The sequence below is a fragment of the Nocardia sp. NPDC005746 genome (assembly GCF_040630785.1).
Taxonomy (GTDB): Bacteria; Actinomycetota; Actinomycetes; order Mycobacteriales; family Mycobacteriaceae; genus Nocardia.
On the sequence record NZ_JBEXYE010000004.1, the window covers coordinates 14,938 to 27,609 of the forward strand.

13 protein-coding genes and 1 other RNA gene are annotated in these 12,672 nt (G+C 71.2%); 5 read left to right on the forward strand and 9 right to left on the reverse strand.

The window, feature by feature from the left end:
* Positions 1-3 precede the first annotated feature (3 nt).
* The 5 genes from ABZ412_RS08920 to rnpB form a co-directional block, all read right to left on the reverse strand.
* The gene (locus tag ABZ412_RS08920) at positions 4-582 is read right to left on the reverse strand and encodes a Uma2 family endonuclease (protein WP_357278215.1); all 579 of its coding nucleotides are present in this window, start codon (positions 580-582) and stop codon (positions 4-6) included.
* Positions 579-2,069 (reverse strand): RNB domain-containing ribonuclease, encoded by a 1,491-nt coding sequence (locus ABZ412_RS08925; protein ID WP_357278217.1) that lies wholly within the window; start codon positions 2,067-2,069, stop codon positions 579-581. The genes ABZ412_RS08920 and ABZ412_RS08925 overlap by 4 nt, the downstream gene beginning before the upstream one ends.
* A gap of 14 nt (positions 2,070-2,083) precedes the next feature.
* Positions 2,084-2,410 carry a hypothetical protein gene (locus ABZ412_RS08930; RefSeq protein WP_357278219.1) on the reverse strand — a complete coding sequence of 109 codons (327 nt, stop codon included), beginning with the start codon at positions 2,408-2,410 and terminating at the stop codon, positions 2,084-2,086.
* A 388-nt stretch (positions 2,411-2,798) separates the two neighbouring features.
* Positions 2,799-3,617: a slipin family protein gene (locus ABZ412_RS08935; protein ID WP_357278221.1), complete on the reverse strand. Its 819-nt coding sequence runs from the start codon at positions 3,615-3,617 to the stop codon at positions 2,799-2,801.
* 233 nt (positions 3,618-3,850) lie between these two features.
* Positions 3,851-4,282, reverse strand: an RNA gene (gene rnpB, locus ABZ412_RS08940) — RNase P RNA component class A.
* Between the two features lie 30 nt (positions 4,283-4,312).
* On the opposite strand from rnpB, the gene ABZ412_RS08945 reads away from it, so the two are divergent.
* Positions 4,313-5,200, forward strand: coding sequence for an alpha/beta fold hydrolase (locus tag ABZ412_RS08945; RefSeq protein ID WP_357278223.1), 888 nt, complete (start codon positions 4,313-4,315; stop codon positions 5,198-5,200).
* Positions 5,201-5,237: 37 nt separating this feature from the next.
* Here ABZ412_RS08945 and ABZ412_RS08950 read toward each other — a convergent pair whose 3' ends face one another.
* The 4 genes from ABZ412_RS08950 to cobC all read right to left on the reverse strand — a co-directional run bounded on the left by ABZ412_RS08950 (position 5,238) and on the right by cobC (position 9,860).
* The gene (locus ABZ412_RS08950) at positions 5,238-6,470 is read right to left on the reverse strand and encodes a bifunctional RNase H/acid phosphatase (protein WP_357278225.1); all 1,233 of its coding nucleotides are present in this window, start codon (positions 6,468-6,470) and stop codon (positions 5,238-5,240) included.
* A gap of 266 nt (positions 6,471-6,736) precedes the next feature.
* Entirely contained in the window at positions 6,737-7,474 is a 738-nt protein-coding gene (locus ABZ412_RS08955) for a C4-type zinc ribbon domain-containing protein (RefSeq protein WP_357278998.1), read from the reverse strand.
* A 171-nt stretch (positions 7,475-7,645) separates the two neighbouring features.
* The gene (locus ABZ412_RS08960) at positions 7,646-8,776 is read right to left on the reverse strand and encodes a Nif3-like dinuclear metal center hexameric protein (RefSeq protein WP_357278228.1); all 1,131 of its coding nucleotides are present in this window, start codon (positions 8,774-8,776) and stop codon (positions 7,646-7,648) included.
* A gap of 34 nt (positions 8,777-8,810) precedes the next feature.
* Entirely contained in the window at positions 8,811-9,860 is a 1,050-nt protein-coding gene (cobC, locus tag ABZ412_RS08965; RefSeq protein ID WP_357278230.1) for an Rv2231c family pyridoxal phosphate-dependent protein CobC, read from the reverse strand.
* Positions 9,861-9,904: 44 nt separating this feature from the next.
* On the opposite strand from cobC, the gene ABZ412_RS08970 reads away from it, so the two are divergent.
* The 4 genes from ABZ412_RS08970 to ABZ412_RS08985 all read left to right on the forward strand — a co-directional run bounded on the left by ABZ412_RS08970 (position 9,905) and on the right by ABZ412_RS08985 (position 12,607).
* Positions 9,905-10,411, forward strand: a complete 507-nt coding sequence (locus tag ABZ412_RS08970; protein ID WP_357278232.1) for a low molecular weight protein-tyrosine-phosphatase — start codon at positions 9,905-9,907, stop codon at positions 10,409-10,411.
* An 8-nt stretch (positions 10,412-10,419) separates the two neighbouring features.
* Positions 10,420-11,370 (forward strand): SURF1 family cytochrome oxidase biogenesis protein, encoded by a 951-nt coding sequence (locus ABZ412_RS08975; RefSeq protein ID WP_357279000.1) that lies wholly within the window; start codon positions 10,420-10,422, stop codon positions 11,368-11,370.
* Between the two features lie 64 nt (positions 11,371-11,434).
* Positions 11,435-11,590 (forward strand): hypothetical protein, encoded by a 156-nt coding sequence (locus tag ABZ412_RS08980; protein ID WP_357278234.1) that lies wholly within the window; start codon positions 11,435-11,437, stop codon positions 11,588-11,590.
* A gap of 15 nt (positions 11,591-11,605) precedes the next feature.
* A complete protein-coding gene (locus ABZ412_RS08985; protein WP_357279002.1) occupies positions 11,606-12,607 on the forward strand; it encodes a cobalamin biosynthesis protein in 1,002 nt (333 codons plus the stop codon).
* Positions 12,608-12,672: the final 65 nt, after the last annotated feature.

The following is a 12,672-nucleotide window of genomic DNA, read 5'->3' on the forward strand; positions in this document are numbered from 1 at the left end:
CAGTCAGAGCAAGTCGATCTCGGTGAGATCGATCTCCAGCTCGAACGGAACGGTCAGCCGAAGCCGATCATGGTGGATTCCGGTGAGCGCGTAGGCACCCGTGGCCGGGTCGAGCTCATAGACGTAGACAACCGGCCGCCCATCCGCATTCTCCACGCGCCAGAAATGCGATATTCCAGCCTTCGCGTAGAGCTGCGGTTTGCGTTCCCGATCTCGTGTTCGCGACTCGGGCGATACGACCTCGACAGCCAGCAGGACATCATCAGCCCGGTACGTCGTCAGTGCGGGACCGCCCGCGCGATCGGCACGCACGGCGATGACAGCTGGCTCGGGTCGCTGGTTGCGATCCAGCGTCACCGTCATCTCGCGCCGAATTCGAACGGTGGAGGGCGCGCAACGCCGCAACGCCGTTTCGAACATGCTGACTGCCAGCGCGTGAAACTGGGCTTGCGGGCTCACGAAGACGAGGCTCCCGTCGATCAGCTCGGTGTGCGGGGGCAGATCGGGCAGGCGATCGAGGTCCTCTGCGACGAAGCCGCCCGGCGGCGGGCGTAGCCACTGCGGAAACGGTTCGACGGTCATGACGTCGAGTATGGCATCGAAAGCGTAGGTCCAGTGGCGTAGCTGAAGGTGACGGTGCGGGTGACGGGGTCGGCCTCGGTGAGGCGGACCTGGACGTTCTCGCCTTCCGGCGGGGCGCCGGTGCATTTGGCCAACACCGGTGGGTCGGCGATGAAGATCTCGGCAGGGCGGGTGCCGTTGGCCTCGCGGAGCACGACGGCGTCGAAGTCGGTGTGCAGGCGCGGGGACAGGACGGTGGCCTCGGTGAGGTCCAGGCAGGCGCGTTCGACCTTGCCGGCGAGGGCGTCGGTGCGGCGCATGGTGTCGACGGCGATGGCCAGTTCGTCGATGACCCACTGCGGCACTGCGGTTTTCGCGCACAGGGCCAGGCAGATCTCGGTGGCGTAGCGGTCGGCCAGGCGACGCAGCGGGGCGGTCACGTGTGCGTACGGGGCCCCGATCGCGCTGTGCCGCAAGGTGTTCGGGTCCTGGCCGTTCAGGATGGTGTAGGAGGCGCCGCGCAGCAGGCCGGTGGCCTCCGACATGAGCACCAGGGCGGCGGGCGTATTGCAGTCCAGTTCGGCCAGCATGCGGCCCGCGGACTCCCCGGGCGGCCACGGCACCCCGACCGCGGCGGCGGTGCGGCGCATGGACTCGATGGCGGCCGGCGCGGGCGGCGGCATGGTGCGCAGCAGACCCGGCGGCTCGGGGTTGCCGGAGCCGTTCGAGTTATGTCCGTCGAGCATGATTCGGGCCGCGCACATTCCGGTCAGCAGGGAGATCTGCTCGTTCCAGTCGTTGGCGGCGGTGCGCGGTTCCAGCGCCAGCTGCCAGTGGTCGATCCCGGTTTGCTCGGCGTCGCGGACCACGGTCTGGTCGGGCAACCGCAGCGTGATCGCGCCGCGCTCGATGCCGGCCGCGATGCGCAGCCGCCCGAAGTCGGGCAGCGCCGCGATCGACGGGTGCAGGCGGCCGTTGTCGGCGTCGGCCTGCACGCCCTGATAGTCGAGGCGGGCGCGGGAGCGGACCAGCGCGCGGGTCACCGAGAACCGCACCGGTTCGGCGTGCGCGTCGCATTCGATAGTCCATAGCGCGGCCGGGCGGTCGACGTCGGGCAGCAGGCTGGCGAGGCCCTCGCTCAGCACCGGCGGGTGCAGCGGGACGGTGCCGTCGGGGAAGTAGAAGGTCTGGCCGCGGGCCAGGGACGCGCGGGCCAGCGGCCCGCCGGGGACGACCACCGCGGCCACATCGGCGATGGCGTAGTGGAGAAGGAATCCGCCGCTCGGGGTGCGTTCCAGGCAGACGGCCTGGTCCAGATCCAGGGCACCCGGGGGATCGATGGTGACCAGCGGGATCTCCCGCCGGTCGGCTCGGGCGCCCGCGAACGCGTCGACCGCGTCGCGGGCTTCCGAGACGGCCTCGGACGGGTAGTCCGAGGCCAGTCCGAACTCGGTTCGGACGGCGCCGAAGTCCACCGGCGCCGACACGATCCGTTGATGCAGTTCCACTGCGGAGACTGGCCCTACTGCAGGGCCAGCATCGTGCCGTTCAGCTCGTTGAACGGACCGTACACGGTGAACACCACGCGGCCACCCGGGTACTGCGACGACAGCGCCGCGGCCGAGTCCAGGGCTTCCCCGAACGACGCGGCCGACGGATGCGGCAGGCCGGCGATGACCTGTCCGAAGTGGTTCTGCGCCACCCACTGCGTGTCCGCCGCGGTGAGATCCACCTGAATCCCGCCCGGCAGCGGCGTCACGGCCACCGCGGAGGCAGAACCGGCACCCAGCACAGCGGAAGCGGCAGCGGCGAGAAACGCTCCCACTGCCAGTTTGCGAGCAATTCGCATTGAGACGAGACCTGCTTTCCGACGTTTGTTGAGCCCTTGTCCCGTCGCGGACCGCTACGGAACTTTCCAACGCGCAACACTTTATGACGTCGATCACGTTCGGTGCCAGTTCAAGGCCGATAACCCGCCCGACACGCCGAGCCGCGCCGGTACACACCGTGAGGCGCGCCGCCATTCTCATCCATGCGGAGGAGATGCGCGGGGAAACAGGCGAGCGGTGTCGATCACGCCGCCCGCCCGCCAGTTTTCCCGCGGCCGCACCGCTCGCCGCGCGGACCGCCTACCTACCGCGCAGTCCGCCCGGGAACTTGGCACTGAAGAGTTTGAATCCATACGCGATGGCGAACAGCACCACGATGGCCGCCGGTTGAACGACACCAGCCATGACTTACTCCCTCATCTCTTGCGACGCGTCGGGCTCCTCCGGCGCGGTCTCGGCCGGCGTCCGGCCGCTGCGTTCGAGGAAACGCAGCAGCTCCACCGGGAACGGCAACACCAGGGTCGAATTCTTCTCCGCCGCAACCTGAACCACGGTCTCCAGGAATCGCAGCTGCAATGCGGCGGGGGCGTCGGACATATTGGCGGCGGCCTGGGCCAGCTTCTGCGACGCCTGCAATTCGCCCTCCGCGGAGATGACGCGGGCGCGGCGTTCGCGTTCGGCCTCGGCCTGGCGGGACATGGAACGCTTCAGAGCGTCCGGCAAGGCGACGTCTTTGATCTCGACGCGGTCGATGTGCACGCCCCAGTTCAGAGCGGGCGAGTCGATGAGCAATTCCAGGCCCTTGTTGAGCTGCTCCCGATTCGACAGCAGATCGTCGAGTTCGCTCTTGCCGATGATCGAACGCAGCGACGTCTGCGCCACCTGCGCGACCGCGAACAGATAGTCCTGCACCTCGACGAGGGCGCGCATGGGATCGATGACCCGGAAGTAGACGACCGCGTCCACCCTGACGGTCACATTGTCGCGGGTGATGCCCTCCTGCGCGGGCACGGGCATCGTGATCACCTGCATGGAAATCTTGGACATCTTGTCCACTCCGGGAATCAGCAGCCGCAGTCCCGGCTCCCGCACCGCCCGCACCCGCCCGAGCCGGAACACCACGCCCCGCTCGAATTGCGTGACCACCCGTACCCCGGCCGCCAGGCCGATTCCGGCGATCACGACGATGGCGGCGAGCCATCCGATCAGCAGATACAGAACATCCATGGCGAGCTCCGCGAAAATATCTCCGCGCCACCGCGAATCCGGTGGTGTGCCTTCCATGATGGCACCGGGAGATCGCCCCCGCGACGCCAAATTCTCGCCGACAGATCACCCCCAGTTCGCGGCCGTCCCGATTCTGGACCGACGTAGCGGGGGAGCGAAGCGGAGGAGGGAAGAATCGGGACCACAGGCCGCGAACCCGCCCCGCAGCGAAGCGGAGGGGCAGAAAATACGGGCGGACGAGTCGGTCTGTAAGCCGGATCCTGTCCCCGACGTCGAAACGCCGGGTGGCGACCATCCATCTGGACACACCGTTGCCGGGTGCCTCGAGCGGTCCACCCGCAGGCTCGGGCGAGCAGCCCTCGAACACCTGCGCAGCCGCACTCTCGCGAGTGCGGCCTTCGACCTTGCTCCGGGCGGGGTTTACCTAGCCGCGCCGGTCACCCGGCGCGCTGGTGCGCTCTTACCGCACCGTTTCACCCTTACCGGCGGTGCACTTCTCGCGAAGTGCGGCCCGCCGGCGGTTTGTTTTCTGTGGCACTGTCCCGCGGGTTGCCCCGGGTTGCCGTTAACAACCGCCCTGCTCTCCGGAGTCCGGACTTTCCTCGGCGACAGGCTGCGGCACACGCGTTGCCCGTTCCTCTCGCCGCGGCCGCCCGACCGACTCGTCCGCGGCCACCAGGGTACGGTAGGGCGTCATGGAGCGTGTCGAGGTGGGGTTCCCTTCGGGTGTCGAACAGTGCGCCGGCTGGCTGTATCTCCCGGATGGACCGCCGCGTCCGCGCCCGCTGGTGGTCATGGGGCACGGGCTGGGGGCGGACCGGGAAATGGGGTTGGATCGGTACGCGCGACGTTTCGCGTCGGTGGGAATCGCGGCTCTGGCCTTCGACTATCGGCATTTCGGGGCCAGCGGGGGCGAGCCCCGGCAGGTGATCAATATCGCGCGGCAGCGTGAGGACTGGCATGCGGCGATCGCGTTCGCGCGCACCGTCCGGGGGATCGACGCGACGCGAATCGCATTGTGGGGCAGCTCTTTCGGCGGCGGGCATGTGCTCGCGGTGGCGCCGGACGACCACTACATCGCGGCGGTGGTGGCGCAGTGCCCGTTCACCAGCGGCTGGTCCTCGGCGCTGGCGAAGGGGCCGTTCAGCCTGATCAAGACCGGGACGCTGGCGGTGACGGATCAGGTGTTGGGGCCGATCATTCGGCGCCCGATCACCGCGCGGCTGGCGGGCAAGAAGCACTCCGCGGCGTTGATGAGCGCGGCCGACGTGCCCGCCGGATTCGGGCGGCTCGCCGAGGAGAGCGCGCAGTACCGGCCGAAGGTGGCGGCGCGGATCGGGCTGTCGACCCTGTTCGACAATCCGACGCGGCATGTCAAGGACATCAAAGCGCCTGTGCTGTACGCGATCTGCGACAACGACTCGGTGGCCCCGGCGGGGCCCACCGTGAAGGCGGCCGAACGGACCAAGCACGCCACCGTGAAGCGTTATCCGATCGGCCATTTCGACATCTACTTCGACGACTGGTTCGAGAAGGCCGTCTACGACCAGACCGAGTTCCTGATGGCGACCCTACGTCCGTGAACCGAACCCCCTGCGGCACAGGGGGTTACCAGTCTCCTCAGAGATACGACGTGTCGTTGACCAGGCGCACCGACGAGCCGCCGTCGGGATAGAACTCCGCGATCGACAGCGACGCCAGATCCAGGTGCAGCCGGTAGAGCAGCGACGGACCCACTCCGAGCGCCAGTTGCAGCAGCGTCTTGATCGGCGTGACGTGGCTGACCACAAGCACATTCGCGCCCGGATACAACGCCACCAGATCCCGCCGCACCGACTCGACCCGCTCACGCACCTGATCGAAGCTCTCACCGCCCGGCGCCGGGGTCGACGGATCGCCCAGCCACTGCTCGTGCAGCTCCGGATCCTGTTCGCGGGCTTCCAGGAATGTCTTTCCCTCCCAGGCCCCGAAGTCGGTCTCGGTCAATCCTTCCAGCACCCGCACCGGCAGCCCGAGCGCCTTCCCGGCCGCCTCCGCGGTCTCCCGCGCCCGACCCAGCGGCGAGCACACGATGGCCTCGATCCCGCCTTTGCGCGCGAGCATGGCCGCCGCGTTCGCGGCCTGCTGCCGGCCGAGTTCGGTCAGCGGCGGATTGCCGCGGCCCGAATACCGGCGCTCCACCGACAATTCCGTCTGCCCGTGCCGGAGCAGCAGCAGCCGGGTCGGCCGCCCCAGCGCCCCGGTCCAGCCGGGCGCGGGCGTGGCGGCGGATGCGGGACTGTCCACGACGCCGCCCGCCACCGCGGCGGCGACCTGCCCGAGCGTGCCCCGGTCGCTACCGGAATCGCGTTCGGCCGCCGTCGAATTCGATGCGCCTGATCCCAGTTCGGCCGGTCGGCCGAGTGCCTGGCCCGACTCCCGCAGCGCCGTACGGACCTCGGCGACGGTGTCGGCGTCGTCCATCGCCTCGTTCGCCAGCCGGTCGGCGTGCGAGTTCTCCTTGCGCGGAATCCACGCGAAGCTCACCCGCTCGAACCCGGCCACCAGCCGCCGCGCCCGATCGGCGAGCGGAATCATGGCCTCGTGCTTGACCTTCCAGCGCCCGGACATCTGCTCGACGACCAGCTTCGAGTCCATGCGCACCGACACCTCCCGCGCACCCAGCTCGGCGGCCGCCTCCAGACCCGCGATGAGGCCGCGGTATTCGGCGACATTGTTGGTGGCGACCCCGAGGAATTCCTTGCGCTCGGCCAGGACGCGCGCGCGATCGGCGTCCCAGACCACCGCGCCGTATCCGGCGGGGCCGGGATTGCCGCGCGAGCCGCCGTCCGCTTCCACAATCACCATGTCCACCAACGCTGTTCACCTTCCGTGCAGGTCCGAGAATCCGCCGGCGGGTCACGCCGCCGTGGCGTCGAGGTCCGCGCCGCGCGGCACCCGGTTCGCGGGTCGGCCGCCGCGCCGCCTCACCGTGTCCTCGCCTCGGGTATCCGGTGCGGGCCAGGCGTCGATCCTGTCGCGTCGCCGTGCTGGTTCGCGGTATTCGGGCTGTCGTGTCGTGTGCCGGTCCCCGCCGGGCGGCACGGGTGCCGCGCGCCGGTGAGCGCGCGGCGGTCCGGTCAGAGCCCGGAGTGCTTGGTGCGCACCAGGATCGCGCCGCATTCGGGGCAGCGGACCACGACGTCGGGGGCGGTCTGGGAGATGCGGGAGATCTCGCCGCGGTCCAGTTCGATGCGGCAGGCGCCGCAGCGGCGCGCCTGGAGCAGGGCCGCGCCGACGCCGTAGGTGGTGCGCTGCTTGTCGTAGGTGGCGATCAGGTCGGCGGGGAACGACCGGGTCAGGGCTTCGCGGTCGGAGTCGCAGCGCTGCTGGGCGACGTTGAGGTCGGCCAGGGCGCTGTCGCGCAGGCGCTCGGCGTCGACCAGTTCGGCCTCGGCCTGGTCCAGGTTGGCCCCGGCGTGGGCGTGCGCGGCGGCCGCGGCCTCGCGGCGCTCCATCACCTCGATCTCGTCGTCCTCGAGGACCTTGCGGCGGCGTTCCAGGCTGGTCAGCTCGTGCTGCAGTTCGGAGAGCTGCTTGGCTCCGACCGAACCGGCGGTGAGCAGGCCGCGGTCGCGCTCCTCGCGCTTGCGGACGGCCTCGATCTCGCCTTCCAGCTTGCGGATGTCGCGGTCGAGGTCGTCGATCAGGATCTCGGCCTTCACCGCCTCGTCCTTGCGGGTGGTGCGCTCCGCGGCCAGCCGATCCACGTCCTGCTGCTCGGGCAGCACCTTGCGGCGATGCTCGATCCGCGTCAGCTCGGCGTCGACGGCGGCGAGGTCGAGCAGCTTGGCCTGGATCGATGGTTCGGCATTCAACGCGAAGGTCTCCTGGACGCTATGGACGAAATTCAAGACTCCCACCGTACCGCCCCGGCGGGGCCCGCAACGCCAAGCCCGCCCCGAGCAGGACAAACGATCACGCGGACCGGGCCGAGCCGGAAAATCGCCGGGGGCGGCCGGGGCCGGCGACGTCGCGCGCGGACGGGCTCAGCAGTCGGACTCGCCGAGGGTCCAGGGGTCGGTGCGCAGGGCGGAGACGCGGGTCTCGAGGCCGGGCAGGGCGTGGCGGACCACACCCTCGGCCTGGCCGCACCAGGGGAACTCGGTGGCCCAGTGGGCGGCGTCGATCAGGGCCGGGCCGCCCGCGCGCAGGTGTTCGTCGGCGGGGTGGTGACGCAGGTCGGAGGTGACGTAGGCGTCCACGCCGAGGCGGGAGACCTTGCCCAGGAAGGAATCTCCCGCGCCGCCGCACACGGCGACGGTGCGGATGATCCGGTCCGGATCACCGGCGGCCCGAACACCCCAGGTGGTCGCGGGCAGGGCGGCGCGCACGCGAGCGGTGAACTCGCGCAGGGTTTCCGGGGCCGGCAGCTCGCCGACCCGGCCGATGCCCAGCCCGGACGGCAGTCCGGCGCGTTCGGTGACGTGATAGGCGGGTTCCTCGTAGGGGTGGGCCGCGCGCAGGGCGGCCAGGATCGCGGCCCGCCGCGACGGCGGGGCCACCACCTCGAGGCGATCCTCGGAGACCTCGTGCAACTCGCCGACCATTCCCAGCGCCGGGTTGGCTCCCTCGAGAGGCCGGAACTGGCCGGTGCCCGCGACCGTCCAGGCGGCGTCGGAGTAGGCGCCGATCCTGCCCGCGCCCGCCCCGAACAGGGCGTCCAGCACGGCGTCGCGGTGCGTGACCGGCACCTGTACCACCCACTTGTCCAGGGCGGTCAGCGGTTTCGGATCGAGCGGCCCGGTGACGGTGAGCCCAATCGCCGCCGCGAGCGCGTCGGAAACGCCCGGATCGGCGGAGTCGGCGTTGGTGTGCGCGCTGAACAGCGCGCAGCCGGAGCGGATGAGCCGGTGCAGCAGCGCGCCTTTCGGGGTGTCGGCCGCGACCGTGTCCACCCCGCGCAGCAACAGCGGATGGTGCACGACCAGCGCCTGCGCGCCCCACTCGATGGCCTCGTCCACGACCGCGGCCGTGGCGTCGACGGCGAACAGCACCCGCGAGACCGAGTCCCGCGGGTCACCGCACACCAAGCCCACCGAATCCCAGGACTCGGCCAGGCCGGGCGGGTACGCCGCTTCCAGCGCCGCGATGAGATCCGACAGCCGCACCGTCGTCACAACCGAACCTCCTTCTCGATCCTGCCTGCCACGATCACAACCCCACGTCGCGAATGGCCGCGACGAGCCGGTCCACCGCCCCCGCCGACCGCACCGCGACCCGCAGGAAGCCCGTTTCCAGCCCGGGGAACGTATCACCGCGGCGCACCGCGACGCCCTTGTCCGCGAGCCGCTTTCGCAACAATTCCGCGTCCGGCACCCGGATCAGCAGGAACGGGCCCGCCGCGGGCTCGTGCACCTCGACGCCCAGTTCCCGCAGCCGCGGGATCATGGCGACGCGATCGGCGGCGATGCGATCAGCCATCCGCCGCGCCTGCGCGACCGCGGCCGGTTCGCTCACCGCCGCAATGGCTTCCAGCTGCAAGGTGCCCAGCGGCCAGTGGGCGCGGCCGTGATTCAAGCGCGCCAGCACCTCCGGCGCGCCGAGCGCGTACCCGCAGCGCAGTCCGGCCAGCGCCCATGTCTTGGTCAAGCTACGGAACACCACGACATCCGGATGACTCTCTCCGGCAAGGGATTCCGACTCGCCCGGCACCGCGTCGGCGAACGCCTCGTCCACCACCACGATGCGTCCCGGCCGCCGCAGCGCCCGGATACTGTCCGCCGAGTGCAGCACGGAGGTCGGGTTCGTGGGATTGCCCACCACCACCAGATCCGCGTCCTCCGGCACCACGACACCGTCGAGCGAGTACGGCGGCTCCAGCACCACCCGCGCCACCGGCGCCCCCGCCTCGCGCAACGCCAGCTCCGGCTCGGTGAACGACGGATGGATCACCGCCGCCAGCCGGGACACCAGCCGTGGCAGCATCGCGAACCCCTCGGCCACCCCGGCCAGCAACAGCACCTCGTCGACCGACCGCCCGTGCCGCGCGGCCACCGCTGCCCGCGCCGCCCGCTCATCCGCCTCCCCCGGATACCGTCCCAGCTCCCCCAGCCGTCCCGCCAGCCGCTCCCGCAGCCATTCCGGCGGCGCGCTCCCCTGAACGTTCACCGCGAAATCCACCATGCCCGGGCGCGCGTCCACGTCCCCGTGGTGCCGCAGCCTGGCATGGTCGAAATCCTGGAACTCGGTGTCGTCCGGCACAGCCGTCCACCCTACGTGGCCGCCGTCCACGCCTACCGGCCAGAATGGCTGTCGTGGGCGACCTGCATGTGACGTTTATCTGCACCGGCAATATCTGCCGGTCCCCGATGGCCGAGAAGATCTTCGCCGCGCATCTCGAGCGCGCGGGATTGGCGGATCGGGTGCGGGTGAGCAGTGCCGGGACCGGGAACTGGCATGTCGGGGACGAGGCCGACTACCGGACCGATCGGGAGCTGAGCGCGCACGGGTATCCGACCGGGCACACTGCCGCGGTGATCGGGGCCGACCATCGCGACGCCGATCTGGTGGTGGCGCTCGACACCGGGCACGAGCGGGACCTGGCCCGGATGGGGGTGCCGTCGGACCGGCGGCGGCTGCTGCGCAGTTTCGACCCGGACGCGGACGGTCGCTCGGTGCCGGACCCGTACTACGGCGACCAGTCCGATTTCGCGTTGGTGCGCGAACAGATCGAGGCGGCCGTGCCGGGGATGCTGGACTGGGTGCGCGAACAGCTCGGCGAGGATCCGCGGGACGGAGGCCGGCACGCATGAGCGCACTGCTGCGTCGCCTCACCTTCCTGCTGCGCCCGAGCTGGCTGATCCTGGCCGTGGTGGTCGCCGGTTTCGCCTACCTGTGCTTCACCGTGCTCGCGCCCTGGCAGCTGGGCAAGAACACCCGCACCTCCGATCGCAACGACCGCATCGCCGCGTCGGTGCACGCCGACCCGGTGGACATCGCCGGGCTGCTGTCGGGTGACGGCAAGAACACCGAATGGCGGCGCGTCACCGCCATCGGCAGCTACGTCCCGAACTCGACGGTCCTGGTGCGCTTGCGCCACCTCGACGGGCAGCCCGCCTACACCGTGCTCGCCGCGTTCCGGCTCGACGACGGCCGCACCCTGCTGGTCGACCGCGGCCAGATCGCGGCCGCGCAGGGCGGCACCCGCCCGCCCGCCATCGCCGACCCGCCGACCGGGCCGCAGCACCTCGAGGCCCGTATCCGCGCCTCCGAGGGCGTCATCGAGAAGAAGCCGCCGACCACCGAGGACGGGTTCCGGCAGGTGTACACGACCGACACCGCCCAGGAGGCCACCGTCCTCGGCCTCCCCCTCACCCCCATCCCCACCGACGGCCTCGGCGGCTACCTCCAGCTCGACGCGGGCCAGCCGGGCGCCTTCACCCCCGACGCCCTCCCCCAGCTCGACGCCGGCCCCTACCTCTCCTACGGCCTGCAATGGCTGGCCTTCGGCGTCATGGCTCCCCTCGGCCTCGGCTACTTCGTCTGGGCCGAGATCCGCGCCCGCCGCCGCGAGAAGTCCGACGCCGGCGCCCAACCCGCCACCCCGGCCGAACAGGTCACCGAGGCGCCCGAGACCGCGACGACAGCCGACACCGCCGAATCGCCCACTCCCTCGCCGACGGCCAAACCCAACGATCCGGCCCCGATCAAGGCGAAGCCCACCGCCAACGAGGCCCGCCTCGCCGACCGCTACGGCGGCACCCGCCGCTGACTCCGGCCGAGCGCCGCCGACCGCGACCGCACCGCAGCCTCCCGAGACTCCTGAACTCCGCACGGTGTCCGAGCGCGCGAATCCGAGGGTGCACGGCCATCGGGGCGTCGGCACCTGGGCCATCGTCACGTTCGTGCTGGGCGCACCGATCTCCCGCCAGGACGGTCGCCTGACGGTGTGCGCGGCGGCCGGGGGCCGGGCGTGCCGTCGGCTCGGCTAGCCTCGCCGGGTGCGTATGGGGACTGCTAGTGCGGCCGGGTTGCTGCTCGGGTTCGGGCTGGATCGGGTGCTGGGCGATCCTCGGCGCGGGCATCCGGTGGCCGGGTTCGGTTCGGCGGCAATGCGGGTCGAGCAGGTCACCTATCGGGACAGCCGCGCCGCCGGCGTAGTGCACGAGATCGTGCTGGTCGGCGCCGCGACGGGGCTGGGAATCGGGTTGCGGCGCATGGCGTCCGGGCAGGCCGGCGCGGGGCGGCGGATCTCGCGAGGGCGTTCGGCGGGCCGGGGTGGGATCTCGCTCGGGCGGGCGGTGGCGGAGGTGGCGCTCACCGCGGCCGTGACCTGGACCGTGCTCGGCGGGACCACGCTCGCGAAGACCGGGCGGGATATGGCTGATCGGCTCGAGTCCGGGGACATCGATGGGGCGCGGGCGTTGCTGCCGTCGCTGTGCGGGCGGGATCCCGAGGCGCTCGACGCGGATGGGCTGGCGCGGGCCGCGCTCGAATCCATCGCCGAGAACACCTCGGACGCGACTGTCGCGCCGCTGTTCTGGGGCGCGGCGGCGGGTGTTCCGGGGCTGCTGGCCTATCGGGCGATCAATACCCTCGACGCGATGGTCGGCTATCGCAATGAGCGGTACGAGCGGTTCGGGTGGGCGGCGGCGCGGACCGATGATGTCGCGAACCTCGCGCCCGCGCGGGTGAGCGGGCTGCTCACGACCGCGCTCGCGCCGGTGATCGGTGGCCGCCCGGGTGATGCGTGGCGGGCCTGGCGGCGGGATGCCGCGAAGCATCCGAGTCCGAATGCCGGTGTGGCGGAGGCGTCCATGGCGGGGGCGCTCGGGGTGACGCTCGGCGGGCGCACCGAGTATCGGCACGGGATCGAGATGCGGCCCACGCTGGGCGACGGCCCGGTGCCACGGGTGCGCGATCTCCGCCGCGCGGTCCGGCTCTCGGAGGCCGTCCAGCTCGGCACGGCGCTGGCCGCGGCGGCGGCTGTGTACTGCCGCCAACGCTGACCCACGTCCTCAGGGCACGGCCCTGACGCCGGAACGGCCCCGCGCTTCGCGTCCGTTTCGGCGGT